Annotated in this window: 23 protein-coding genes; 13 read left to right on the plus strand and 10 right to left on the minus strand. The window is 55.5% G+C overall.

All coding sequences use genetic code 11. From position 1 onward, the window contains the following. Window positions 1–166 precede the first annotated feature (166 nt). From H1S06_RS07605 to H1S06_RS07640, 8 genes are all read left to right on the plus strand, one after another. Window positions 167–1,489, plus strand: coding sequence for an aspartate aminotransferase family protein (locus H1S06_RS07605; RefSeq protein WP_181738841.1), 1,323 nt, complete (start codon window positions 167–169; stop codon window positions 1,487–1,489). A gap of 36 nt (window positions 1,490–1,525) precedes the next feature. Then, a complete protein-coding gene (locus H1S06_RS07610; protein ID WP_181738843.1) occupies window positions 1,526–3,019 on the plus strand; it encodes a CoA-acylating methylmalonate-semialdehyde dehydrogenase in 1,494 nt (497 codons plus the stop codon). Between the two features lie 149 nt (window positions 3,020–3,168). After that, the gene (locus H1S06_RS15725; protein ID WP_181738845.1) at window positions 3,169–3,876 is read left to right on the plus strand and encodes a helix-turn-helix domain-containing protein; all 708 of its coding nucleotides are present in this window, start codon (window positions 3,169–3,171) and stop codon (window positions 3,874–3,876) included. A gap of 101 nt (window positions 3,877–3,977) precedes the next feature. Then, window positions 3,978–4,910, plus strand: a complete 933-nt coding sequence (locus tag H1S06_RS07620) for a DMT family transporter (RefSeq protein WP_181738847.1) — start codon at window positions 3,978–3,980, stop codon at window positions 4,908–4,910. A gap of 208 nt (window positions 4,911–5,118) precedes the next feature. Further along, window positions 5,119–6,891, plus strand: a complete 1,773-nt coding sequence (locus tag H1S06_RS07625) for a PQQ-dependent methanol/ethanol family dehydrogenase (protein ID WP_181738849.1) — start codon at window positions 5,119–5,121, stop codon at window positions 6,889–6,891. 321 nt (window positions 6,892–7,212) lie between these two features. Further along, window positions 7,213–8,358 carry a porin gene (locus H1S06_RS07630; protein WP_181738851.1) on the plus strand — a complete coding sequence of 382 codons (1,146 nt, stop codon included), beginning with the start codon at window positions 7,213–7,215 and terminating at the stop codon, window positions 8,356–8,358. A 298-nt stretch (window positions 8,359–8,656) separates the two neighbouring features. Next, on the plus strand, window positions 8,657–9,817 hold the full coding sequence (gene nosP, locus H1S06_RS07635) for a nitric oxide-sensing protein NosP (RefSeq protein WP_181738853.1): 1,161 nt from the start codon (window positions 8,657–8,659) through the stop codon (window positions 9,815–9,817). Further along, complete coding sequence (locus H1S06_RS07640) at window positions 9,807–12,401, plus strand: hybrid sensor histidine kinase/response regulator (protein ID WP_181738855.1); 2,595 nt, start codon at window positions 9,807–9,809, stop codon at window positions 12,399–12,401. Before nosP ends, H1S06_RS07640 begins: the two co-directional genes overlap by 11 nt. A gap of 17 nt (window positions 12,402–12,418) precedes the next feature. Here the strand turns inward: H1S06_RS07640 and H1S06_RS07645 are convergent, their stop codons facing one another. Beyond that, window positions 12,419–13,093, minus strand: coding sequence for a response regulator (locus tag H1S06_RS07645; RefSeq protein ID WP_181738857.1), 675 nt, complete (start codon window positions 13,091–13,093; stop codon window positions 12,419–12,421). Between the two features lie 71 nt (window positions 13,094–13,164). Next, a complete protein-coding gene (locus H1S06_RS07650; RefSeq protein WP_255482939.1) occupies window positions 13,165–13,743 on the minus strand; it encodes a rhodanese-like domain-containing protein in 579 nt (192 codons plus the stop codon). Between the two features lie 199 nt (window positions 13,744–13,942). Here H1S06_RS07650 and H1S06_RS07655 point away from each other — a divergent pair, with 199 nt between their 5' ends. Then, a complete protein-coding gene (locus H1S06_RS07655; RefSeq protein ID WP_181738860.1) occupies window positions 13,943–14,290 on the plus strand; it encodes a PilZ domain-containing protein in 348 nt (115 codons plus the stop codon). A gap of 15 nt (window positions 14,291–14,305) precedes the next feature. Here H1S06_RS07655 and H1S06_RS07660 read toward each other — a convergent pair whose 3' ends face one another. Together H1S06_RS07660 and H1S06_RS07665 are read right to left on the minus strand one after the other, a co-directional pair. Beyond that, window positions 14,306–15,217, minus strand: a complete 912-nt coding sequence (locus tag H1S06_RS07660; protein ID WP_181738862.1) for a DMT family transporter — start codon at window positions 15,215–15,217, stop codon at window positions 14,306–14,308. A 72-nt stretch (window positions 15,218–15,289) separates the two neighbouring features. Further along, window positions 15,290–15,715, minus strand: a complete 426-nt coding sequence (locus H1S06_RS07665; protein ID WP_181738864.1) for an RrF2 family transcriptional regulator — start codon at window positions 15,713–15,715, stop codon at window positions 15,290–15,292. A 385-nt stretch (window positions 15,716–16,100) separates the two neighbouring features. On the opposite strand from H1S06_RS07665, the gene rnk reads away from it, so the two are divergent. Continuing rightward, the gene (gene rnk, locus H1S06_RS07670; RefSeq protein ID WP_181738868.1) at window positions 16,101–16,487 is read left to right on the plus strand and encodes a nucleoside diphosphate kinase regulator; all 387 of its coding nucleotides are present in this window, start codon (window positions 16,101–16,103) and stop codon (window positions 16,485–16,487) included. A 67-nt stretch (window positions 16,488–16,554) separates the two neighbouring features. On the opposite strand, the gene paaK is transcribed toward rnk, so the two are convergent. From paaK to paaF, 6 genes are all read right to left on the minus strand, one after another. Beyond that, on the minus strand, window positions 16,555–17,856 hold the full coding sequence (paaK, locus tag H1S06_RS07675; RefSeq protein WP_181738870.1) for a phenylacetate--CoA ligase PaaK: 1,302 nt from the start codon (window positions 17,854–17,856) through the stop codon (window positions 16,555–16,557). Window positions 17,857–17,917: 61 nt separating this feature from the next. Continuing rightward, window positions 17,918–19,126, minus strand: coding sequence for a 3-oxoadipyl-CoA thiolase (gene pcaF / locus H1S06_RS07680; protein ID WP_181738872.1), 1,209 nt, complete (start codon window positions 19,124–19,126; stop codon window positions 17,918–17,920). Between the two features lie 11 nt (window positions 19,127–19,137). Then, window positions 19,138–19,593 carry a hydroxyphenylacetyl-CoA thioesterase PaaI gene (paaI, locus tag H1S06_RS07685; protein WP_181738874.1) on the minus strand — a complete coding sequence of 152 codons (456 nt, stop codon included), beginning with the start codon at window positions 19,591–19,593 and terminating at the stop codon, window positions 19,138–19,140. Continuing rightward, window positions 19,590–21,101 carry a 3-hydroxyacyl-CoA dehydrogenase PaaH gene (gene paaH, locus H1S06_RS07690; protein WP_181738876.1) on the minus strand — a complete coding sequence of 504 codons (1,512 nt, stop codon included), beginning with the start codon at window positions 21,099–21,101 and terminating at the stop codon, window positions 19,590–19,592. Before paaH ends, paaI begins: the two co-directional genes overlap by 4 nt. Window positions 21,102–21,103: 2 nt before the next feature. Beyond that, window positions 21,104–21,895: a 2-(1,2-epoxy-1,2-dihydrophenyl)acetyl-CoA isomerase PaaG gene (gene paaG / locus H1S06_RS07695; protein ID WP_181738878.1), complete on the minus strand. Its 792-nt coding sequence runs from the start codon at window positions 21,893–21,895 to the stop codon at window positions 21,104–21,106. Between the two features lie 3 nt (window positions 21,896–21,898). Beyond that, window positions 21,899–22,681, minus strand: coding sequence for a 2,3-dehydroadipyl-CoA hydratase PaaF (gene paaF / locus H1S06_RS07700; protein WP_181738879.1), 783 nt, complete (start codon window positions 22,679–22,681; stop codon window positions 21,899–21,901). A gap of 384 nt (window positions 22,682–23,065) precedes the next feature. On the opposite strand from paaF, the gene paaN reads away from it, so the two are divergent. The 3 genes from paaN to H1S06_RS07715 all read left to right on the plus strand — a co-directional run bounded on the left by paaN (window position 23,066) and on the right by H1S06_RS07715 (window position 26,425). Then, the gene (paaN, locus tag H1S06_RS07705) at window positions 23,066–24,736 is read left to right on the plus strand and encodes a phenylacetic acid degradation protein PaaN (RefSeq protein ID WP_181738881.1); all 1,671 of its coding nucleotides are present in this window, start codon (window positions 23,066–23,068) and stop codon (window positions 24,734–24,736) included. 14 nt (window positions 24,737–24,750) lie between these two features. Then, a complete protein-coding gene (locus H1S06_RS07710) occupies window positions 24,751–25,536 on the plus strand; it encodes an enoyl-CoA hydratase-related protein (protein ID WP_181738884.1) in 786 nt (261 codons plus the stop codon). A 142-nt stretch (window positions 25,537–25,678) separates the two neighbouring features. Next, complete coding sequence (locus H1S06_RS07715) at window positions 25,679–26,425, plus strand: SDR family oxidoreductase (RefSeq protein WP_181738887.1); 747 nt, start codon at window positions 25,679–25,681, stop codon at window positions 26,423–26,425. The last annotated feature ends 5 nt before the right edge of the window (window positions 26,426–26,430 follow it).

Here is a 26,430-nt window from a genome sequence, read left to right on the forward strand (position 1 = left end):
GACTCCTCAGGTAAGTAAAAGATTAATTGAAGGTTAGGAAATTTAGATTTATTTAACTGATGTCGGGTTGCAAAGTCTATACACGGTTGAGGGCGAGAGCACGAAAAGGCCCGTTTCAGCCCACACACAATAACAACACAGAACCGGCTTCTGTCAGGAGTGCCTTATGAGTCAATACACCCCGGCGTTTCTCGATGCGCATTGGATGCCCTTCAGTGCCAACCGCGAATTCAAGCAGAATCCGCGCATGATCGTGGCCGCCGAAGGCAACTATTACACCGATAGCGACGGTCGCAAAATTTTCGACGGTCTTTCCGGCCTCTGGACCTGCGGTGCCGGTCATAACCGCCCCGAGATCAACGAGGCGGTGGCACGTCAGATGAACACACTGGATTACGCACCGGCATTCCAGTTCGGACATCCGTTGTCGTTCGAGTTGGCCAATCGCATCAAGGCACTGACGCCGGAAGGACTGGATCATGTGTTCTTTACCGGTTCCGGTTCCGAATCTGCCGATACCTCCCTGAAAATTGCCCGAGCCTACTGGCGCAAGAAAGGGTTGCCGACCAAAACCAAGCTGATCGGACGTGCCAAGGGCTATCACGGCGTGAACTTCGGCGGCATCAGTGTCGGCGGCATAGGTCCCAACCGCACACTTTATGGTCAGGCGGTGGATGCTGACCACCTGGGGCACACCTTGAAGGCTGAAAATGCCTTTACTCAGGGAATGCCGGAGCGCGGCGCCGATCAGGCCGATGAACTGCTGGAGCTGATTGCACTGCATGATGCTTCCAATATCGCTGCGGTGATTGTGGAGCCCCTGGCCGGCTCTGCCGGTGTTATTCCGCCTCCCCAGGGCTACCTGCAGCGGCTGCGTGATATTTGCGACCAGCACCAGATCCTGCTGATTTTCGATGAAGTCATTACCGGTTTTGGCCGCATGGGGTCTTACACGGGGGCCGAGGAGTTTGGTGTTACGCCCGACATCATGAACGTGGCCAAACAGCTCACCAATGGTGCTATTCCCATGGGGGCGGTGATCGTCAAGAACGACATCTATGACTGCTTCATGGCACAGGGCGGGCCGGAGTACATGGTGGAACTGCCACACGGTTATACCTACTCCGCCCACCCGGTGGCCTGTGCGGCGGCCCTGGCTTCGCTGGATATTCTGGAACACGACCAATTGATTCCGCGCGTGAGACAGATGGCTCCCCTGTTTGCCGAATCCATTCATGCGTTGAAAGGGGCTCCGTTCGTGCAGGATATCCGCAATTACGGCCTGGCGGGTGGCATCACGCTGGAACATGCTCCCGGCGAGCCTGCGCTGCGTCCTTACCAGGTGGCGATGAAAATGTGGCAGAAGGGTTTTTACGTCCGCTATGGCGGCGACACCATCCAGCTGGGACTGCCGTTCACGGTGGAGCCGGAGGAAATGGATCGCCTGATGAATGCGCTGGGCGACACCTTGCACGAACTGAGCCGATAACCCGACATTAATGATAAGAAACACGAGGACATATCCATGACAGCACTGGTTGGACATCTGATCAACGGCGACCTGCGCACCGATGCCGCGCGTACCCAGGACGTATTCAACCCCGCGACTGGCGAGGTTTCGCGTCAGGTCGCCCTGGCCGGCAAGAGTACGGTAGAAGAGGCGATTGCGGCGGCAGAAGCGGCATTTCCGGCCTGGCGTAACACGCCGCCACTGAAGCGTGCCCGTATCATGTTCCGCTTCAAGGAATTGCTGGAACAGCACAGTGACGAAATTTGTCGCATGATCGGCGAAGAACACGGCAAGATTTTCCATGATGCGGCCGGTGAACTTCAGCGCGGCATCGAAAACGTGGAGTACGCCTGTGGTGCACCGCAGTTGCTGAAGGGCGAACACAGCAAGAACGTCGGTCCCGATATCGATTCCTGGAGCGAGTTTCAGCCGCTGGGTGTAGTGGCCGGCATTACGCCGTTCAACTTTCCGGCCATGGTGCCGCTGTGGATGTACCCGATGGCACTGGTGTGCGGTAACTGCTTTGTTCTCAAGCCGTCCGAGCGTGATCCCAGTTCGGTGCTGTTCATCGCCCAGCTGCTGCAGGAAGCTGGCCTGCCGGATGGTGTGTTGAATGTGGTCAACGGTGACAAGGAGGCGGTGGACACGCTGCTGACCGACGCTCGCATCAAGGCGGTGAGCTTTGTCGGTTCAACACCCATTGCCGAGTACATCTACACGACCGCCAACGCCCATGGCAAGCGCTGCCAGGCACTGGGAGGCGCCAAAAATCACGCCATCATCATGCCGGATGCGGACATGGATAACGCCGTGAATCAGTTGCTGGGCGCTGCGTTCGGTTCCTCCGGCGAGCGTTGCATGGCACTGTCCGTTGCCGTTGCCGTGGGTGACCAGGCGGCCGATGCACTGATTGCAAAAATGCAGGTGGCGATGCAGGGCCTGAAGGTGGGGGCCTTCACCGACAGTAGTAATGATTTCGGTCCGGTCATCACCGGTGCGCACCGGGACAAGGTCAATGACTATATCACCAGCGCGGTAGAGCAGGGCGCCACTCTGGTGGTTGATGGCCGCAACCCCGAGGTGGCCGGTCATGAGGGCGGTTTCTTTGTCGGCGGTACCCTGATCGATAGGGTCACCCCGGAAATGACCAGCTATCGGGAGGAAATCTTCGGGCCGGTGCTGCAGGTGGTGCGTGTTGACAGCATGCAGGACGCGATGGCTTTGATCGATGACCATGAATACGGCAACGGCACCTGTATTTTCACCCGTGACGGTGAGGCGGCCCGCTACTTCTCCGACAACATCCAGGTCGGCATGGTGGGTATCAACGTGCCCTTGCCGGTTCCGGTGGCGTACCACAGTTTCGGCGGCTGGAAGCGTTCCCTGTTCGGTGACCTGCATGCCTATGGACCGGATGCCGTGCGTTTCTACACCAAACGCAAAACCATCACTCAGCGTTGGCCATCGGCCGGTGTGCGAGAAGGCGCTCAGTTCGCGTTCCCAAGTTGAGCGGGCGGCTCCGCTAATCCCTGGTTTCCACCTCTCTGCCTAGCACTTTGCCCGGACCAGGTCCGGGCTTTTTTGTGTTCGGATTGTAAAAAAACGGCTGCTGGCATATCGTGTTTCGCCTGCCTATTTCTCGATTCTCGGGGTTGCCGGTGTCCAATCACTTGTCCATTCGCTCCTACAGCCGTCGGCGGCGCGGCCATACGCATGACTTTCACCAGCTGGTACTGCCGTTGCGCGGGGTCATCAATATCGAGCTGGACGGGTTTGCCGGCAAGGTGGCACCGGGCGAATGTGTTGTGATTACACGCGGAAAGCTGCATCACTTTACCGCCAATACCGAAGCGCGCTTCGTGATTGCGGATATGGACGTGTTACCGGAAGGCCTTGTCGGTGCCGATCGGATTGCCTTCGCCATTAATGCTCCCCTGGTGCGCTATCTCGACTTTATCGAGGCCCAGTTGGAGCATCAGATTAATGCCGAGGTCGAGCGTTCCATGTTTGCCACGTTTGCGTTGTTGCTGGCTGAACAGAAACCGATGCCACAGGCTGATCCGCGCATTCAACGGGTGCTGTTGCATATTGATCTTCACCTGCCTGACAAAATGGCCATTCGCGAGCTGGCGGCGGTGGCCTGCCTGAGCGAGACACAATTCAAGAAACTGTTTCGGGAGCAACTCGGTCAAACGGTGATGCAGTACGTAACCTGCCAGCGCATGGACAAGGCCCGTGCGATGTTACAGCACACGGATTATTCCGTGCAGTTCATTGCCGGGCAGGTCGGCTATACGGATTTGTCGGCTTTCAGTCGACGTTTCCAGGCCTGTTTTGGTCTGACACCGAGTCGGTTAACGCAGTGATATCCGTCCGAACAGCAGGCAAGAGCGTCCTTTCAGCATAATTTTGTCAATGTATCCGAGTAGACTACGTCCGAACATACCAGTGAGGAGAGTCCTGCACGATGCGAGATATGAAAGGAGCCGGAGGCGGTATTCTGGCGATTATTTTTGCTTGTTTCTTGTGGGGTACCACGGGGACTGCTGCCAGTTTTGCACCGGACATCAGTGCACTGGCTATTGGCGCCTTTGCCATGGGTATGGGAGGCGTTTTGCTGGTGTTGAATGCACTGAAAGCCTTGCTCAAGGATAGTGCCTTGCTGCTGGCCAATCCACGCATACTGTTCGTGGGCGGGGTGGCGGTGGCCATCTACCCTCTGGCATTTTATTCCTCCATGCGACTCTCGGGTGTGGCCATAGGAACGGTGGTGTCTCTGGCCAGCGCACCTTTGTTTGCTGCACTGTTGGAGCGTCTGATCAACCGGAAAAAACTGTCTCCACAGTGGTTGGCGAGCTTTACTGTCGGAGCGGTGGGCATTCTGCTGTTGGCCTTGGGAAAGTCACCGAGTACCGATGGTGCGTCAAGCTCCAGCATCGGGCAGCAACTGGGAATCGTATTGGGGCTGGTTGCGGGTTTGACCTATGCGATGTATTCATGGGCCGCGAAGCAACTGATTGAACGGGGCGTACACTCAAAATCGGCCATGGCGGCAGTATTTGGCCTGGCGTCGCTCGTCCTGTTGCCAACACTGACGTTTACCGGTGGCAATCTGTTTGTGACACCCGTTAATGCGGGTGTTGCAGTTTACATGGCAGTAGTGCCCATGTTCCTGGGTTATCTCTGTTTCAGTTATGGCCTCCGTTATGTGGATGTCAGCCATGCGACCTTGCTGACATTGCTTGAACCGGTAGTTGCCATGATGTTGGCGGTTGTGGTGGTCGGTGAACGCTTTATGGGTATGGGCTGGTGTGGTGTCGGACTGATTCTGATATCGCTGTTGATGCAGATCGTCAAGCGGCCAGGTGTATCGGCGACAACCGTTGAAGCAGGGGCCTGACCAGAGCGTGTCGTCGCGGTCGGTGTGCCTATGCCGACTGTTTGTGTACCGGTCGTGTCGAAAGGCGAGGTATTACTACCAAGTGAGGAGAAAACTGCTGCGCCGGTTCAATTGTTGGATTGGGGGCCAGGTTCAAGAATGCCTGTACGGATCGGGAAAAAATCCCGAAAGCTCCCGGACAACAAAAAAATCCTGAAAGGGGACCGAGATGAAGAAGATTGGCCGCAGCAAAGGCTTTGCCTTGACCGCTCTGGTAGTCGCCATGTCCTGTGCCGGTGCGGCGCAGGCCGGCATTACAGACAAGGATATCCTGGACGACCAAATAACGACCGATGATGTGGTCTCGAATGGCTTGGGTCCACGTGGTCAGCGTTATAGCCCGCTGGACACTCTGAATACTGAAAACGTTAAGGAATTGCGCCCGGTCTGGTCGTTTTCGTTTGGCGGTGAAAAGCAGCGTGGACAAGAATCCCAGCCGATGGTGAAGGATGGCGTCATGTACGTCACCGGGTCTTATTCCCGGGTCTTTGCCGTTGATGTCCGCACCGGTGAAGAACTGTGGGAATACAATGCCCGTTTGCCGGACGGGATCATGCCCTGCTGTGACGTCATCAACCGCGGGGTCGCTTTGTATGGCGATCTGGTCATCTTCGGTACTCTGGATGCCAAATTGGTGGCATTGGACAAGGACACCGGCAAGGTCGTCTGGAAAAAAACCGTCGCCGATTACAAGGAAGGGTACTCTCTTACCGCCGCTCCCTTGATCGTGAAGGGAAACATTATTACGGGTGTTTCCGGCGGTGAATTTGGTGTCGTTGGCAAGGTTGAAGCCTACGATGCCAAGACCGGTGATATCATCTGGACGCGACCGACCGTTGAAGGTCATATGGGTTACATCTGGAAGGATGGAAAAAAAGTGGAGAACGGGCTGTCAGGTGGCCAGCCGGGCCAGACTTGGCCGGGCGATCTCTGGAAAACAGGGGGAGCGGCAACCTGGTTGGGCGGTACTTATGATCCTGAAACCGACCTGATGTTCTTCGGAACCGGTAACCCGGCACCCTGGAACTCTCATTTGCGTCCGGGCGATAATCTGTTCTCTTCTTCCCGTCTGGCGATCGATCCGGATACCGGGAAAATCGTATGGCATTTCCAGACCACGCCACATGACGGTTGGGACTTTGATGGCGTAAACGAGTTGATCTCGTTTGATTACGAAGAGGCCGGCCAGACTGTAAAGGCGGCTGCAACCGCAGACCGCAACGGCTTCTTCTATGTACTGAACCGTGAAAATGGCGACTTCATTCGCGGCTTCCCGTTCGTAGACAAAATCACTTGGGCGGAAGGACTGGATGAAAAAGGGCGGCCTATCTTCAAGGACGGGGGGCGTCCAGGCAATCCGGCTGATGCCGAAGACGGTGGCAAAGGTGAGTCTGTCATGTCCGCCCCGTCTTTCCTGGGCGGGAAAAACTGGATGCCGATGGCTTTCAGTCAGGATACGGGACTGTTCTATGTTCCATCCAACGAATGGGCGATGGATATCTGGAATGAACCGATTTCCTATAAAAAAGGCGCGGCTTATCTGGGCGCAGGCTTTACCATCCGGCCGATGAATGAGGACTATATCGGGGTGTTGCGTGCGATAGATCCGAAAAGCGGCCAGGAAGTTTGGCGTTACGAGAACTATGCGCCCCTGTGGGGTGGTGTTCTGGCTACCAAGGGGAACCTGGTATTCACCGGCAACCCGGAAGGCTATCTGATGGCGTTCGATGCCAAGTCCGGCGAAATGCTGTATAAGTTTCAGACAGGCTCAGGCATTGTCGGTTCACCCATTACCTGGGAAATGGACGGCGAGCAATACGTATCTGTTGTCTCCGGCTGGGGTGGTGCTGTACCGCTTTGGGGCGGGGAAGTTGCCAAGCGCGTCAAGCATTTGAACCAGGGTGGCTCTGTCTGGACGTTCAAATTGCCGAAAGACAGCTGATCAGCCATTAGCCTCCGTTCTTCAAAGCCCTGCCGGCGTTTCGGCGGGGCTTTTTGCGTTGAACTTTTCTGCAATTCCATTCTCCATTGATACCGGCTGTTACGAGAAATCGTTCGGGCAGCATTATGTTGTAGCCGCGTCTGATACTTTGGGGTCGGGTCGTACGACCGCTGCCCTAGTACCGGTATTAATGCCCCTTTCATGGCGCCAAAGTGGCAGTTCAACAATGCCTTTGCAGCATGGGTTTGCCCTCCCGCAAACGTGAATATCAAGCCATCGCAATCACGATGTCATGACTGACGTTTCAATCTGGGGGAAACCATGAACAATAAGAAACTGACCACCAAGCTGCTGCCTGCAATGATTGCACTGGGCATGGCGACACAGGCCCAGGCGGGCATTACCTTGTATGACCAGGACGGCACCACATTCAGTACCGATGGTATGATCAACGCCTTTTATGTCCAGAGTGATAACGACGGTCGTGAACAGTCGCGTGTAAAAATGGGCTTTTTGCCCAACTGGATCGGCTTCAATTTCGGCAAGGAGACGGGTGATCTGACGCTGGGTGCCCGCTCCTCGTTTTGGGTCAGCATCAATGATTCGGATGTGGTACGCGCCAATGCCCAGGGGCGTGGCGAGTCTTTGGGCACGGATACCGGTATCGATGTCCGTCAGTTTTACGGCACCATCGACGCCGATTGGGGGCAGGTGTTGATCGGTAAGGACTTTGGTCTGTTCAACCGTACCAACATCATGTCAGACGAATTGCTGTTGGGATATGGTCAGACATCAGATGCTTTGGGGCTGATTGATGGTGGCAACGTATCTTTCGGCAACATCGGCAGTGGCTACACCTACCCTTTCCCGAAAGCGCAGATTACCTATAGAAGCCCGACCAAGAACGGTTTCCAGCTGGCGGTCGGTATTTTTGACCCCAGCAAGTCCGATTCGGACTCGTCCGAGGATACACCTCGCTTTGAGGGTGAGCTGACCTATGCAACCGATTTCAATAACGGAGCCTTCAAGGCCTGGCTGGGCGGGTTGTACCAAAGCTCCGATGATCCTGATGGCACAGAGGTGAACAGCATTGATTCGACCGGGGTATCCTATGGTGCCAACGTTAAGCTGGGTGATCTGTCTCTGACAGCCTCGGGTTTCCAGAGTGAGGGTATTCACCCGGCCGCCATCGACAACTTTATTGTATCCGATAGTGCCGAAATGGATGGGTATCTGGTGCAGGGGTCCTATACCTTTGGTCCTAACCGCATTGCCTTGTCTTACGGTGAGAACGAAGGCGAGAACAGCTCTGACTTCACGTATGAAAATACGGCAGTGGCCTGGTTTTATACCGTTAACAGCAACCTGAAGCTGGTAGCCGAGTATGACAAAACCGAAATCAGCGGCACCACGCTGGGCACTGAGGAAAACGATACCGTTGCACTTGGGGCCGTACTGACCTGGTAAGTCCCTAATGTGACAGCTGGCCGCGTAACTGGACCCCTTCACCGGTTACGCGGCTTTTTCATGTCTGGAAGCAAAAAGATGCCCCTGATGAGCAGGTTTCGGTAGATGCAGCTAGTGCTTTGGTAGTAATTTTACCCGAGGCTGAGCCGATAGAGCCGGATTTTTTTAAATTATCTTTTAATATCAAGTAGTTGGAATTTATTTTTGGCGCTGTACAAGGTACTGAAGTAGAATTACCTCCAAGGGCCCACTCCGATTACAATTCAGATTGCCATATTTTCAGTGCGAGTACCTGCACATGAACGCGCCCTTGTTCAAAGATCCTATTCGTTCGGCCATGTCTTCTTCGCGCGACCCCGCGTGCGCCGCAACCGAGCTGGCGGCCCAGTTGTGCAACCCCGATTTGGGATTTGTACTCTTTTTCTGCTCTGCGGAGTATGATCTGGAAGCGCTTTCTTCCAGCCTGACAGCCGTATTTCCTGACATACGCCTGGCAGGATGCACGACGGCCGGCGAGTTGACGCCCCGCGGATATGACCAGGGGACAGTGACTGCTATCGGGTTCGATCGCAACCTCTTCTCGATTGAAGTGGGGCTGGTTGAAGCGCTGGACAGTTTTTCTCTGACGGAGGCTCAATTGCTGGTCGACAGGTTGCTTGTCGGCTGTCGAGAGCAACGTGTGGCACCCATCAAGGGGCATACCTTTGCCTTAACCCTGCTGGATGGCTTGTCCAGCCAGGAAGAGCTGGTGCTGCTGACACTGGACTCGGTGTTGGGCAGTATTCCACACTTCGGCGGTTCGGCCGGTGACGATATCCACCTGACCGGGACTCATGTGTACTACCAGGGCCAGTTTCGGACGCGCGCGGCAGTGGTCATCATGATTAATACGCCTCTGGATTTTGAAGTGTTTACCACCCACCATATGCGTAGCCTGGAGCAAAAACTGGTAGTAACGCGAGCAGACCCGAGCACGCGTACAGTGTATGAACTGAATGCCGAACCGGCCGCGCTGGAATACGCACGTCAATTGGGAGTGGCACCCGACAAGCTGGATTATCGTGTTTTTGCGCTCAACCCCATGGCCGTTCGCATCGGTCAGGATTATTACGTGCGTTCGATCCAGAAGGTCAATGCCGACCTGAGCCTGACGTTTTACTGTGCAGTCGAAAACGGGATTGTTCTGACGGCGATGCAGCCGGATGCGATGCTGCCCAATCTTGCCAGGCGTTTTGAAAGCATTGAGCAGACACTGGGAGAGCCCTTGATCACCATTGGATGTGACTGCTTCCTGCGTCGGCTGGAAGCCGAATATACGGGGCGTACGCGTGAAACCTCCGATTTTCTGGTTGAACACAATGTGGTTGGCTTTAATACCTATGGTGAACAGTTTGATGGCATGCATCTCAATCAGACCTTTACAGGGGTCGTAATCGGCAGGGCCGCCCATGGTGTCTGAAGCTTCGCGTGATCAGCTGCTGGCACGTATCGCCGAGCTTGAGCAGGAAAACGACAAGCTGACGCGGATGAAGGATGCGCTCATCGAGCGGGTCGAGTCCAGCAGTACCGTGCGTACGGCACCTTACGCTGCATTTGAGCACTCGGTTGTATTGGCCGAACAGGTGCGGGAGCGTACGGAAGCACTTAATACGGCGCTGGCTGAACTTAAGCGCAGCAACTATGCACTCAAGCAGGCAAACCATGAAGCCGCAACTGCACATCAGCGTCTGATTGACGCCATCGAGAGTATTTCGGACGCGTTTGTGCTGTTTGACGAGCAGCGCCGCATTTTACTGTTTAATAGCCGGTTTCGAGAATACTGGGAAGGTACAGGGACTGAAATTGAGCATGGTGCCACCATTCAGGATGTGAATCGGCTGGCAACGGAGCGTGGCGTCATTCTTGAAGAACACGTTGGGCAAGGGGATGAAGCAACGGTCTATCGCCTGTCGGACGGGCGTTGGGTGCAGGTCAGCGAGCGTCATACCGGTGAAGGGGGGCTGGTTATCCTCTACACCGATATTACCGATTTGAAGGCCAGTGAAGCGGCCCAGCGCGAGCAGGCTCTGGCGCAGAAAAGCCGGCTGTTGCAAAGTACGGTCGATAATCTGTCGCAAGGGATAGCACTGGTTAACGCGGAAGGTTGTCTGGAAGTCTGGAATGATCGCTTTCTCGAGTTGACGGCTGTGCAGATGATCACGGATGGCGTGCCTTTTGCTCAGCTGATGGAGACATCCGAGGTGACACTGCTGACGCCCGAAGTGAAGGATCGGTCCGGCAAGCGACTGCATGAATTGGAGCAGCGCCTTGCTGACGGTCGGGTGCTTGAAATTCGAACTCATCCCATGCCTTCGGGCGGTTTTGTAAATACCTATACGGACATTACCGATCGGCATCAGTATGCTGAAACCCTGAGAACCAATGAGCATTGGCTGCGGTTGATTACTGACCATGTACCGGCACTGATTGCATATGTCGGCGACGATGGGTGTTTTCAGTTCACCAACCAGGTCTACGATGACTGGTATGGTTGGCCGCGTGGTAGCCTTATTGGTCAAAGTATTCGGCAGGTGCACGGTATTTGGTTGCATGGGCAGCTGGAGCCTTATATTCAGCGGGCGCTCAGTGGCGAGAACACGACCTTCGAGATCGATGAGTACAATGCGGCGGGGGAGACCCGCCACATGCTCAAGTCGTATGTACCTAATCTGGACTCGGGGGGAAGGGCGGTCGGCTTTTTCGTGCTGATTCGTGATATTACCGAGCGCAAGCGCACGGCCATGGCGCTGGAGCAGGCCTATCAGAACCTCGAACAAAGAGTGCGTGAGCGGACGTCGGAGCTGACCGAGGTCAATCAGCAGTTGCGGCAGGAAATAGAGGATCGGCGCGAGATTGAAGTACGTCTCCTGGAAGCCAAGCAGGACGCGGAACAGGCGAACCTGTCCAAGACCAAGTTTCTTGCGGCGGTCAGTCACGATCTACTGCAGCCCTTGAATGCAGCGCGTCTGTTTACGGGTGCCCTGCAGGAACAGCCGATGCCTGAACGTATAGGGTCCTTGATCGGCTCTGTCAGTAATTCTTTGCAGGATGTTGAAATGCTGCTGGGCACATTGGTGGACATTTCAAAGCTGGATGCCGGGGTTATCAAGCCTGATATAGGGCCGTTCAGACTTAACGAATTGTTGGATACGTTGGCTGCCGAGTATACCCAACTGGCGGCCTCCGAAGGGCTCAAGTTTCGCTTTCGGGGCAGTGATGCAGTTGTGGTCAGTGATGCGACCTTACTGGCGCGTATTCTGCGTAATTTTCTGACTAACGCCTTACGTTATACGCCTTCAGGAGGGGATATTCTGCTGGGGTGCCGTCGTCGAGGCGACAAGCTGTTGATCGAAGTACGTGATACGGGGGCCGGTATCCCGGCAGACAAGCTGACCGAAATTTTTCAGGAATTTCGTCGCATTCCCAACGCCAGTCATCAGCAAGACAAAGGGCTGGGTTTGGGGCTGGCTATCGTTGATAAAATCAGTCGGATGCTTGAGCATCCAGTGCGGGTTCGCTCTTGCGAGGGGGTTGGCTCGGTATTCTCGGTTGAGTTGCCGACCGGACGCCTGAATCCGCAATCCTTTACCCCTCAGTTCAGAGAGCCTGGTATCGATAACCAGCTACAGGGCGCGAAAATCTGGATGGTCGATAATGACGCAGCCATTTGTTCAGGTATGGAAACCTTGTTGGGAGGTTGGGGTTGCGAGGTGGTGACGGCCTTCGGGCTTGAGGATTTGCAGCAGCGGCGTACCATTGGCAGTGACTCGCTGGACCTGCTGATTGCGGATTATCATCTGGATAATGGTGCAACGGGCATGGATCTGGTGCGCGATGTGCTGCAACAACGCACGGATGCGCCGCCGGTGTTGATGATTACGGCCAACTACAGCAATGAGCTGAAGCAGGAAGTCAGGGAGCAGGGGTATTTGCTGATGAATAAGCCCATCAGGCCGTTAAAACTGAAGGCGACCCTGGCACACCTGCTGCAAGGCCGGAATTGACCGGCCTTGCAGGGTTATCAGCGACGCAGGTATTGAGTGAAGTCGATATCGCTGGCGGACAGGATAGCCTGCACGCGGTTGTGTACACCCAGTTTGCGCAGGATGGCCGAAACATGTGCTTTGACGGTTGTTTCGGCAATATGCAGATTATAGGCGATCTGCTTGTTGGATTCTCCCTTGGCCATGCGCTCCAAAACCAGTAGTTGGCGACGGGTCAGGGACGAGAGCAGTTCGGGTGCGATTTGCGGGTGGTCGTTGCTGCGACGGTTGCGGCGACTGTTTTCCTGGTTGCCTTGGCGAATAATGTCTGAAGGCAAATAGACATTGCCATCCAGTATTTGTTGCAGCGCCTCGGTCATTTGCGCACGTGGTGAGGATTTGGAAATAAATCCGACCGCGCCGCAGGTGATTGCCTGTAGCACGACTTGTTTGTCATCTTCGGCCGAAACAATTACCACCGGTACGGTCGGTGCCTCATTACGCAGAGAAATCAAACCATTGAGACCGTGCATGCCGGGCATGTTCAGGTCCAGTAATACCAGGTCAAGGTCGTCGTGCTCTTGGGCCAGAGACAAGGCCGTTTCGAGATCTTCTGTCTCGAGCGTCCGGGTGTCGGGAAAACCGCTTTCAATCACATTGGTGATTGCTTCTCGAAACAGCGGATGATCGTCAGCGATGAGAATTTTGTACACGTTGTTGCTCCCCGTTTATCGTTATTATACAGGCACCTGGAGACCATCCGTGTCAATTCCAGCTCAGGGTGTCAGGGCTGAAGTGAAAAGGGGAGCGGCTCCGCCTTTTCCAGTGCCAAGTCGGCTTCTTGCCAACCGTCAGTCCCTTCGGCATACCAATAGATCCGGTTGTAACCCCATTCGGATGCGCGTTTGACCGCGTTCCAGGACATCCAGCAGTCGGCGGTGCAATAAAATACCAAGGGGTAGCTTTTACTGCCATTAGCAACCTGCTCAAGTCCGCGGTGGAAATACTCGGTCCAGTCGGAATCAAGCTCACCCAATCCTACATTGGGTAGCCACAAGCTGCCAGGTAGATTGAAGCGTGGTTGGCTGGTCAGGAAAACACCCTGTTGCCAGCGCACCGGTTGTACATCGATCAAGGCCGGCCGAGGACTCTGCTGCTGAAGGGATTGCAGGGCCGCCGTGTTGATTCGCTGGCCGCCTTCAGCCTGATCGGGCGTCGGGCTGCGATAGCGTGCTATCCTGAATCCTTCCCACGAGAACAGGGGGTCAACGTCATCCTGTCGGCTGTCGCTGTCAGCGAAGCCGGGCCCAATGAGAAGGCTGGACAGGAGTAGTATGGTCAGTTGCCGTGAGGTCGAGTACATAAGCATTTCTCCGATTGACCTATTACACCTTGGGCCTGAGCGGGGCTGAATGCTACGTTGGCGGCAAACATTCGGTACTTAAGTAGCAGTTGAGCTTGTAGGGTGTAAGGTTATTGCATCGACCTAAGGTGGGTGTGGGCATTGCTGTCCCGACAGGCCCTGTTATCATTGCAGAGTTGTAGTATCAAGAGTACGGAGAATGCTTCAAGAACGACGGATCTTTCCTCGTATCCACTGTGATGTGGATGCTGAACTGGAAACCACGGATGGCGGGTTACTCGATGTGCGGATTACCAGCATCAGTTGCAGCGGTCTATATGTGGTGGGTGATGATGAGTTGTCAGGGTTGCAGCCGCCGGAAGGCGTGGGTGCGGCAGAAGTGTGGCTGCATTTTGGCCTTGAGGCTAACACCTTGCGCTGCCACTGCCGTATTATCTACAAACGCCGCAACGCACATGACAATATTGGCCTGGGCTTGCATATCATCTCGACGGATGAGACAGCGTTGCATGCGATTGACCACTACGTGACAGCCCGCCTGTTCTGAAAGGCCACAATGAATTCATTGCGGCGATTCCGTTGTTTGAGTCGCTGTCGCTCGCGACGGTGCTTTGCGCTGCTCGGCACGAATGTTGATCAGGTTGCCTGCCAGCATTAATCCTGCCCCTAGTGCGACCGGGAGGTCTATGATTTCATCGTAGAACAGGAAGCCGACTACAGCAATCAGCGGCAAGCGCATGAAATCCATGGGAACTACAACAGTAGCATCAGCCAGTTTAAAGGCACGTGCCATGCAATAGTGAGCACTCATAGCGGTGACCGACACCAGAATAATCCAGGGCAGAGTGTGCAGTGGGGGTGTTTGCCATTCGACCATTGAGGGAATCAGACCGAATGGCAACTGAATCATGGTCATGTAAAACAGAATACACAGTGGGGTCTCGGTTGCTGCCAGGGACTTGGTCTGAATATAGGACAGGGCGTATCCGACTGCGCCGACAAGGACGGCCAAAGATGCCGGATGAAGACTGCCCATGCCGGGGCGCAGGATCAGCAACAAGCCGGCGATACCCAATACCAGGGCACTCAGACGCGGCAATGTGAGGCGTTCGCCGAGCAGGGTACAGGCCAGCAGTGCTGTCCAGATCGGTGTTGTGAACTCGATGGCGATTACTTCGGCCAGGGGAATAAAGGCTAATCCGTAAAACCAGCCGTACTGACCGCCGAAGTGTGCAATGTTGCGCAACACGTGCCCACCTGTGCGCCGGGTTCGCAGTTGAGCGAATCCGTGATGGCTTCTTGCCAGTAGTGCCGCAATCAGCAGAACGCCGATCAGGCTGCGAAAAAACAAGATCTGGAAGGTTGTCAGGTCTTGAGACAGCTCCCGGCCGGAAACCGCCATTGCCATAAAAGAAAAGAGTGCGCCGGTCATCCACAACGCGGCGACCAACACGGGGTGTCGATCATTCAGCATGTTTTGCGCTCACCAAAACAGCCAGAATATCAAATTTATTCATATCGATGAAATGAGGGTACAGCGGTCTGATTATTGGGAGGCGATTAACTGTTTGCGCATGGCCCGGCTGACGAGCAAATCTGCCAGCGTATGGCGAGACAAACTATCGAAGAAGGCCTGTTGTGCTTCGGCCAGGGCGTCCTGTAGGGTGCAGCTGGCGGCGAGTCGGCAGTGTGAGCGGTGGCAATCGATCAGAGGCGTAGCGCCCTCCGTTTGCATAATTAATTCTCCGAGGTTGATGGCTTCAGGGGGTTGAGCCAGCCTGAAACCGCCGTTTTTGCCTCTGAACGTCTGCAAGTGCCCGCTTTTGCCCAATGCATGGACAACCTTGCGCAGGTGCTCCAGTGAAATGTCGTAAAAGCGGGCAATCTCACTCAGGGTCGTCAGTTGCTCAGGGTGCATTGCTACATAGAACAGTACACGCAGCGAATAATCGGTAAAGCGATTCAGTTGCATCGAAGGTCTCTCGGTTTATGCATCATTTTTCAAGGGTTTTACAGTGGAACATGAATTATAATCTTTGTTCAGGGTTAAAAGAGCGTGTAAAAAAGGCCGGTAAACTTGCCTTTTTTGCTCGAAAGAGCTATCAATAGCAGTATATTCTAATAGATCATCAGGCGTTTTTCCGACGCCTTTTTCATACTTTAGAGCCACCATGTATTACAGCCCGTTCAGATTGAAAACGTACCAGGCCTGCAGTGTCGCAGGCCCGTTCGCCCGCCTCTGAATCTGATCAGCCTGCATCAGACTCGGTGCAGGCCAACGGGTACTTCCTCGACATAACCTGTTTCCTTCCGTTGTGAAAGCGGAGGGATGATTTTGTATATTAATGGAGTAGAAAATGGCTGATATGCCCGGTATCAAGGTATCTGAAAAAGATATCGATCAACTCGAGTCCATGCTGGAGCGCAAGGAATATCGTGATAATCCGTCATTGGACGGGTTGCGTGCCGAGTTGGATCGTGCCGATGTTGTAGCGTTGAGCGACCTGCCGGATGATGTTGTACGGATGAACTCCACGGTAACATTTGAAGTGGAAGAAAGTGGTCAGCGCTTCCACCGCACACTCTATTACCCGCATCAAATGGCCGGCAAGGAGAATGCTTTATCGATCGTTGCTCCGATCGGTTCGGCATTGCTGGGGCTGGAAGTCGGCCAGACTATTGACTGGCGGTTGCCGGATGGCAAACACAGCCATGTTCGTATTATTGACGTAAGTCATGCCTGAGAGCAGGACTGACCGTTTTGAATAGAAAAGGCCGGGGATTCCCGGCCTTTTTTGTTTTGCAGACGTCTCAGCGCTGGTCGAAGACGCGTTTGGCCTTGCCTTCGGAGCGAGGAATGCTGCCAGTCGGCATGATCGTGATGCGGGTGCTGATGCCGATGTAGGACTTGACGTGGTGTTGCAGTTCCTTGATAACAGCCGCTTCGTCGGCGCCTTCTGCACCGGGTGCCAGCTCAACCTTCACTTCGACCATATCCAGGTTGCCGCTCTTGGTGACCAGAATCTCGTAGTGTGGGGCCAATGCCGTTACTTTCAGAATCTGTTCCTCAATCTGCGTCGGGAACACGTTAACGCCACGGATAATCAGCATGTCATCGGAACGACCAGTGATTTTGTCGATGCGGCGCATTGGACGTGCGGTACCCGGCAGCAGGCGCGTAAGGTCTCGTGTGCGATAGCGAATGGCCGGCATGGCTTCCTTGGTCAGAGAGGTGAAGACCAGTTCGCCGTATTCGCCGTCCGGCAGGACTTCACCGGTATTCGGGTCAATGATTTCAGGGTAGAAGTGGTCTTCCCAGATGGTGGGACCGTCTTTGGTTTCGATGCATTCCATGGCAACGCCCGGTCCCATGACTTCAGACAGGCCGTAGATATCGACGGCGCTGATACCGGCACGCTGCTCGATATTCTTGCGCATTTCGTCAGTCCAGGGCTCGGCGCCGAAAATACCGGTACGCAGCGGAAGCTCACGCGGGTCAACGCCCTGGCGTTCCATCTCATCCAGAATATTCAGGAAGTAGGAGGGGGTTACCATGATGATGTCGGGCTTAAAGTCCTGAATCAGCTGAACCTGCTTCTCTGTCTGTCCGCCGGACATGGGAATGACGGTGCATCCCAGGCGCTCGGCACCATAGTGTGCGCCCAGACCGCCGGTAAACAGGCCGTAGCCGTAGGATACATGAACCTTGTCACCGCGGTGGCCACCGGCTGCACGGATGGAGCGTGCAACGACATCCGCCCAGGTGTTGATGTCATTCTGGGAGTAGCCGACAACCGTGGGTTTGCCGGTGGTACCTGAAGACGCATGGATACGTACCACCTCATCCATGGGGATGGCAAACATGCCGTACGGGTAGTTCTCGCGCAGATCCTGTTTGGTTGTAAACGGGAAGTGTTTCAGGTCTTCCAGCGTTTTGAGTTCGAAGGGGTGTACCCCTTTCTCGTCACACTTCTTCTTGAAATGGGGAACATTGTTATAGCTGTGTGCGAGACTCCAGCGCAGTCGACGCAGCTGCAGGGCGCGCAGCTCGTCGATGCTTGCAGTTTCGATTTCTTCCAGGGATCCGCGCAACAGTGTCTGTTGATGAGTCATGCTTATTCTTATCCCGTTGTCTGTAATAATTATGTTATTGGTTCTGGCACCTGATTGGGGATCAGACGCGTTCGATGATAGTGGCGATACCCTGGCCAACACCGATGCACATCATGCACAGTGCGTAACGGCCGCCGGTGCGATGCAGTTCATACATGGCGGTGGTGATCAGGCGTGCACCGCTCATGCCCAGCGGGTGGCCCAGGGAAATGGCACCGCCGTTGGGGTTTACGTGTGCTGCATCGTCAGCCAGCCCCAGGTCGCGGGTAACAGCCAGTGCCTGAGCGGCAAACGCCTCATTCAGCTCGATTACGTCCATGTCGTCAATTGTCAGACCGGCTTTTTCCAGTACCTTGCGCGCAGCGGGTGCGGGACCGAAGCCCATGATACGGGGTTCGACACCGGCTGTTGCCATGGCGACGATGCGGGCCTTGGGCACCAGTCCATGTGCCTTGGCGGCTTCGGCTGATGCGATCAGCAGGGCGCAGGCACCGTCATTGACGCCAGAGGCATTGCCGGCAGTCACGGAGCCGCCTTCACGGAAGGGGGTCTTCAGCTTCGCCAGTGCTTCCAGTGTGGTGCTGGCGCGCGGGTGCTCGTCGGTATCAAAAATGATCGGATCAGCCTTGCGCTGAGGAATGGTGACCGGGATGATTTCTGCGGCCAGGTTGCCATTTTTCTGTGCTTCAGCGGTACGCTGCTGACTGCGTACAGCGAAGGCGTCCTGATCTTCGCGGCTGATGTTGAAATCGGCCGCCACGTTTTCAGCGGTCTCCGGCATGGTGTCCACGCCGTACTCTGATTTCATCAGCGGGTTAATGAAGCGCCAGCCGATAGTCGTGTCGTACAGCCCGTTCGGGTTGCGGGAGAAGGCGGACTCCGCCTTGCCCATCACAAACGGCGCACGTGACATGGATTCAACGCCACCGGCAATCATCAGCTCGGTATCACCGGACTTGATGGAACGTGCCGCCAGTCCTACGGCATCCATGCCAGAACCGCACAGGCGGTTAACGGTCGTACCCGGAACACTGGTTGGCAGACCCGCCAGCAGAGAAGACATACGTGCCACGTTACGGTTGTCTTCACCGGCCTGGTTGGCGCAGCCGTAGATCACGTCATCTACCTGACTCCAGTCTACGTCCGGATTACGATCCATCAGCGCTTTCATCGGAATGGCACCCAGATCGTCGGCGCGGACGCTGGCCAGGGTGCCTGCATAACGACCGATCGGAGTACGGATCGCGTCACAGATAAAGGCATCTTTCATTGGGTTTCTCCTCAGGCGTTGGTCTCGTTTTCCGGCAGCAAAGTCCCCTTGATTTGGTAGGACTTGCCACGGAAAAAGGCCAGCTCTTCATTGTTCTGATTGTAAACAGTGATGTCATAGACACCGGTTCGGCCCTTGCGCTGACGCTCCTGGGCAACGGCAGTCAGAGTATCGTCCAGAAAGCCGGGGGCGACATATTCAATGCTGCAGCCGCTGGCAACGGTTACCTTGTTGTAACTGTTACATGCGTGGGCAAATGCCGTATCCGACAGAGCAAAAATGAAACCGCCATGGCACATGCCGTGGCCATTGAGCATGTCCTTGCGGATGGTCATGGTCAGGCGGGCGTAGCCCGGGCGGGTTTCTGCAACATCGATCCCCAGTCCCTGGGCGGCATAATCGGTTTCATGCATGGCGGCGCTGCAGGCGGTCGCCATTTGCTCCGGTGTCATCTCGCTTGCATTCATGACTGACGTCCTCCTGCTACCTTGCGCAGTAACAGCGGAGACGGACGATAGCGATCTTCACCGTAGCTGGCCCCCAGGTTGCGCAGTACATTCAGGATGCGTGCCAGGCCAACGGCGTTGGCCCAGCTGATTGGGCCGCGCGGATAGTTGACGCCACCCTGCATGGCGATATCAACCGCTTCTTCGTTGCATACCTGCTGGTTGACGGCATCGAAGCCTTCGTTGGCCAGCATGGCCAGAGTGCGCATGACAATCATGCCTGGAATATCGTCAATGACGCTGACTGACTTGCCGGCAGCCTGGAACAGGCCAACCGCTTGTTCGATCGCTTTGGCATCTGCCTTGTCGGCCGGTGCCAGCGCAACTCGGCTCGCCTGAGCATAGTCCAGCGCCAGGTCAAAATGGATGAGGTTGCGGTTGCTGATCTCCGTGGCTCGCACGGTTGTGAACTGCCCGTTGGTCAGCATCAGTGTGGCATCACCGACCTGGATGCGCCCGTCACCATCGGTGCGAACCACTTCGATGCCGGCGGCTTCGAACTGAGCAACCAGAGATTCAGCTACACCCAGCTCGCCTTCGACGGTAACACTGGTCGGTTTGGTGACGAGGGCAGCGGTTTGCGGGTCGGGTTTCTCGGCACCTTCAGCGTAATTGTAGAAGCCCTTGCCGGTCTTGCGGCCGAAATGCCCGGCATTGACCAGTTCCAGCTGAATCAGGGACGGCAGAAAACGCTGGTCATTGTAATAAGCGGCAAATACGGAAGAAGTGACCGCGTAGTTTACGTCGTGGCCGATCAGGTCGGTCAGTTCGAATGGTCCCATGCGGAAGCCGCCCGCTTCACGAATCACTGCATCAATGGTCGCAGTGTCGGCACCGCCTTCCTGGCAGATACGGAAGCCTTCGGCATAGAAGGGGCGGGCAACACGGTTAACGATAAAGCCCGGCGTGGACTTGGCGTGTACCGGTTTCTTGCCCCAGCTGGCAGACAGGTCGAAAATTGCATCGGCGATTTCCGGCTTGGTGTCCAGGCCACTGATGACTTCAACCAGCTTCATGATTGGCGCGGGGTTGAAGAAATGCATGCCTACCAGGTTCTGCGGACGCTTCAGCGTGCTGCCGATAGCGGTCACCGAGATGGATGAGGTGTTGGTGGCCAGAACGGTCTGCTCGGAGCAGATCTCTTCCAGTTGACCAAATACGCTCTGTTTTACATCCAGGCGTTCGACAATCGCTTCCAGTACCAATGCAGCAGGTGCCATTTCTTCCAGAGAGGTGATCACCTGGATGCGATTCACCAGGGCGGTAACGTCTTCGGCGGTCATTTTGCCGCGTGTCACCAGCTTCTGCAGTCCTTTTTCGACACCTTCGCGACCCCGTGCCGCTGCACCTTCGGCTGCATCGAACAGCAGCACGGGGTGGCCGGCCTTGGCCGCGACTTGCGCAATACCGGCACCCATGGTGCCGGCACCGATAACACCGATGACGGACTCAGTGGAAAACATGCTCATGATCACTTGCCTTTGAAGTTGGGCTGACGTTTTTCCATGAAAGCAGCCACGCCCTCACGGTAATCTTCGGTGCGGCCTGCCAGCGTTTGCAGGTCGCGCTCCAGATCCAGTTGCTCGTCGAAGCTGTTGTCCCAGCTGGACTGGATGGCACGTTTGATCAGGGCCAGTCCTTTGGTCGGCTGAGTTGCCAAGCGCTTGGCCAGGCTCAGGGCTTCATCTTTCAGAGCTTCATCATCAACGCACTGCCAGATCATGCCCCAGCTGGCCGCTTGCTCGGCGCTGATTTTGTCACCCAACATGGACAGTGCCATGGCGCGGGCGTGCCCCACCAGGCGTGGCAGGGTCCAGGTGCCACCGGAGTCCGGTACCAAACCAATCTTGCAGAATGCCTGAATAAAGGAAGCCGAGCGGGCAGCCAGCACGATGTCGCAGGCAAAGGCGATGTTGGCACCGGCACCGGCGGCTACGCCATTGACTGCGCAGATAACGGGCATTTCCAGTTTCTGCAGACTGCGCAGCAGCGGGTTGTAGTTCTTTTCAATTGATTCGCCCAGGTTGGGCATTTCGGCATTGGGGTCAACGTTACGGTCACTCAGATCCTGTCCGGCACAGAATCCGCGGCCATTGCCGGTAATCAGCAGACAGCGTACGTCTTCGCTCTTCTTGACCTGTTTGATCACATCACGAACTTCAGCGTGCATCTGGGTGTTGAAACTGTTCATCCGGTCCGGACGGTTCAGGGTCAGTACCGCAACCCCGTCAGTAATCTCGAATTCAATCGTTTCGTAAGCCATATTTTATTTTCCTGTGAAGTTCGGTTTACGTTTTTCCATGAAAGCGGCAATGCCCTCGTTGCGATCTTCGGTAGCGGCCAGCAGTGTAAATGCCTTGCGCTCCAGGCTCAGACCGCTATCGAGAGTGGTTTCATATGCCTTGAGCAGAACTTCCTTGGCCTGGCGTACCGCAATGGGAGGCTTGGTCGCGATCTTGCGCGCCAGTTCGGTAGCGCGCTCCAGTGAGCGTTCGGGAATGGTCACTTCGCTGATCAGACCGAAATCACGGGCCTGGGCTGCGGAGATGAATTCACCGGACAACACCAGCTGCATGGCCATGGACTTACCGACCGTGCGCAGCAGACGCTGGGTTCCACCAGCGCCGGGGATGATGCCCAGATTGATTTCCGGTTGTCCAAATTGAGCGTTGTCACCGGCGATCACGATATCCGCATGCATCACCAGCTCACAGCCGCCACCCAGGGCAAAACCGTTCACGGCGGCGACAAGGGGCTTGGGGAACTGAGCGATGGTGCGCCAATGCAGAACGCGGGGATCATTCAATACACCGACGGCATCCAGCGCCGCCATCTCCTTGATATCGGCACCGGCGGCAAAGACCTTCTCGTTACCGGTGACAACAACGGCGCGAATGTCATCATTCAATGTTGCCCACTGCAGTACACTGGCCATTTCGCTGAGGAGTTGTGTGCGCAGGGCGTTGTAGGCTTCGGGGCGGTTGAGAGTGATGGTCAGCACGCCGTCGGAAACCTCAGAGACAATAATGTCCTGATACTCGTGTTGCATAGAAATACCGTCATCTGTGTTTTTTTGTTTGGCCCGGCATGATCGGCTGAATCCGAGCCGGACGCTTTGGGTGTCGCAGGCACTGTATTCGCGGGATGCAGCAACCCCTGGATCCGCTATGGTTGAAAGGCCATACTACACTTACAGTTTTCGCAAGATTACCCCAAAAGCGAAAAGAGATACAATATTTCGAGAACACATTGTTCTTTTCGTATCATAATGATTGATGTATCGTGTGGCTCACGATCATGACTACTATAGTCGGGATCAGACCGAACTGCCTGACGCCAATTTGCGTGCGCCGGCTGGTGATCCCGAGGACCCAATAAACAGAACAAGTCAGCGTCGTATCACGTCGACGCCAAGCACAATGGGAGATCCCTGATGAGCGAGAACCTTTTTGCCAAGCATAAAGCGACACTTGATGGTGCGCTGGCCGCGATTCACAGTCGTGACTATTTCAGCCCCTGGTCAGAAAATCCCAGCCCTCGTGCTTATGGTGAGACTGCCGCAGCAGACGGCGAAGCGGCGTTCCAGGCTCATCTGAACAAGCCGTTCGATTTGGATATGCCGGGTATCAGTGGCCGTGTTGGTGGTGAAGTGTCTCCCTACGGCATTGAGTTGAACGTGCAGTATCCGACGGTGGACATGGATAAGCTGCTGCCGGCAATGGACGACGCACGTAAAGCCTGGCGTGATCAGGGTGTTGAAGGACGTACCGGTATTTGTCTGGAAATCCTGGATCGCCTGAACAAGCGCAGCTTTGAAATTGCGCATGCGGTCATGCATACCTCTGGCCAGGGGTTCATGATGGCGTTTCAGGCTGGTGGGCCACACGCACAGGATCGTGCCCTGGAAGCGGTTGTTTATGGGTATGAAACCATGGCCAGCGTACCGGCACAGGCGACCTGGACCAAGCCGCAGGGCAAGCATGATCCGCTGGTAATGGAGAAAAAATTCACGGCCTGTGGACGTGGTGTGGGCCTGGTTATTGGCTGTTCGACCTTTCCGACCTGGAATACCTATCCGGGTCTGTTTGCTTCTCTGGTAACGGGTAACCCCGTATTGGTAAAAGCGCACCCGGCTGCGGTTCTGCCGGCAGCTATCACTGTTCAGGTTGCGCAGGATGTTCTGAAAGAGCAGGGGCTGCCGCCGCATATTGTATCGCTGTTTGTCGATGCGGATCCGTCCCAGCCTGAAACCATGGCCTTGGCTCAGCGTCCGGAAGTCAAGCTGGTCGACTTTACCGGCAATACCGCGTTTGGTGATTGGCTGGAGCAGAATTGCCCGCAAGCACTGGTGTATACCGAAAAGGCCGGCGCCAACACGATCGTGATCGATTCGACGGATGACTTTAAAGGCATGGTGCGTAACCTGGCCTTTACGCTGAGTCTCTATTCCGGACAGATGTGCACCACGACTCAGGATATTTTCGTACCCAAAGACGGTATAGAAACGGATCTGGGGCATAAGAGCTTTGATGAGGTGGTAGAAGCCATCGCGACCGGCGTCAGCAAATTCCTGTCTGATCCCGATCGAGCTGCCATGGTGCTGGGCGCGATTCAGTCCGAAGCGACGGCTCAGCGTATCGAAGACAGTCGTGGCCTGGGGACTGTTGTGCGGGATTCCGAAAAGCTGACACATCCCCAATTTGAAAACGCACGTGTACGCAGTCCGCTGATCATGACCATCGATGCGGACAAGGAAGATATCTGGGGGCAAGAGCTGTTCGGGCCGATCAGTTTCATTGTGCGGACCGAGAGTCGTGATCACAGCATCGAGCTGGCACGCGATGTGGTCAAGAAACACGGTGCCATCACTATGGGGTGCTACAGCAGTGATGATGTGCAGCTGGACAAGATTGAAGAGGCGGCACTGGATGCCTGTGTCGCGCTGAGTATCAATCTGACCGGTGGCGTATTCGTCAACCAGAGTGCAGCATTCAGTGACTTCCACGGCACCGGTGGCAACCCGGCGGCGAACGCATCTCTGGCTGATCACGCGTTCGTAGCCAACCGCTTCCGTTTCGTACAGAGCCGTCGTCACCCCAAGTGAGCGAGGAGTTGCTGATGGAATTTGAAACTGTATTGGTCGAGATCCGTGATGGCGTAGGTGTTGTCACGCTCAACCGCCCCAAGGCGATGAATGCCCTGAACCTTCAGCTCACATCCGAGCTGGGGCAGGCAATCGATGCGCTGGAAGCGGATGAGAACGTGCGCTGCATCCTGCTGACCGGTGGTGAGCAGGTCTTTGCAGCGGGCGCCGACATCAAGGAAATGAAGGCGCATGACTTCGCGTCTCTGTATGCGCTGAATTTCCCCTATGTGAAGCGCGACTGCTGGCGCGCCATTGATGAAGCGCGCACGCCTGTAGTTGCAGCGGTTGCCGGCTTTGCGCTGGGTGGCGGTTGCGAGATGGCGATGGCCTGCGACTTTATCATCGCCGCCGAAACGGCGCGCTTTGGTCAGCCGGAAATCGGTATCGGCACCATGCCGGGTGCCGGTGGCACCCAGCGCCTGACCAAGGCCGTTGGCAAGGCCAAGGCGATGGAAATGTGTCTGACCGGGCGCATGATGGATGCTGAAGAAGCCGAGCGCAGTGGCTTGGTATCTCGTATTGTCCCGGCGGAAGAGTTGCTGGAATCTGCCTTCAAGACGGCGCGCAAGATTGCTGCCAATTCGGCACCTGCGGTCAGCATGATCAAGCAGGCGGTCAACATGGCAGTCGATGTGCATCTGGCGGACGGTCTGCGTCATGAGCGTCATGCATTCCAGTCAACCTTCGCATTTGAAGACTGTGCGGAAGGCATGAATGCCTTTGCCGAGAAGCGCAAGCCCGAGTTCAAGCATCGCTGATTCGATCGGGTTTTGAGTCTCCTGAAACCGCTGGCGTTCGCGTCAGCGGTTTTTTTGTTGCGGTGGACGCCTTCCGGGCCATGGGTCAGAATATGCGCCATCGTTGATATTGAGTAATGGGTTTAATTGGTTGGGTATCACAATGAAATTCAAGGGAAAACGCGCCTGGGTAACAGGTGCAAGCTCGGGTATTGGTCAGGCGGTTGCGCGTACGCTGGCAGCGGAGGGTGCAGAGGTTGTGCTGTCCGCACGTCGGGCGGAGCGCTTGGAGGCGCTGGCTGATGAGCTGAAGGCAGCGGGTGCTCAGATTCATGTCGAGCCTGTTGATGTGGCTGATCGTGCAGCCATGGCGGCGGTTGGTGAGCGCCTGACGGCACTGGGTGGCATCGATATCCTGATCAATAACGCGGGCACCATGCCGATCAGTCCAATCATTAACGGGCGTGTGGATGAATGGGATCAGATGATTGATGTCAACATCAAAGGCGTGTTGTATGCGATCCACGCAGTGTATTCAGGCATGGCGGAACGCAAGCGCGGACATATTGTAAATATCAGCTCTATCGCGGCTCGTACAACTTATCCAAGTGCCGGTGTTTATGCGGGCACAAAGCATGCTGTGCGAGCCATTTCCGAGACTCTGCGCAAAGAAGCGATCCGCTTTGGTGTGCGTGTTACTGATATTCAGCCGGGCTCGGTCGATACAGAGCTGCCTGACAGCATCGGGCATGACAAGATTCGTGGCATCGTAAAAAGCAATATGTACGGTGATGAGGCCAATATGCTCAAGCCTGAGGATATTGCCAATGCGATTGTATATGCTCTGGAGCAGCCTGTGCATGTGGATGTTGGTGAGTTGTTGATTTGGCCTGCTCGGCAGGAAAACTGAGCGCA

Origin of the sequence: Marinobacterium marinum, from assembly GCF_013868415.1 — a bacterium.
GTDB classification, from domain to species: Bacteria; Pseudomonadota; Gammaproteobacteria; order Pseudomonadales; family Balneatricaceae; genus Marinobacterium; species Marinobacterium marinum.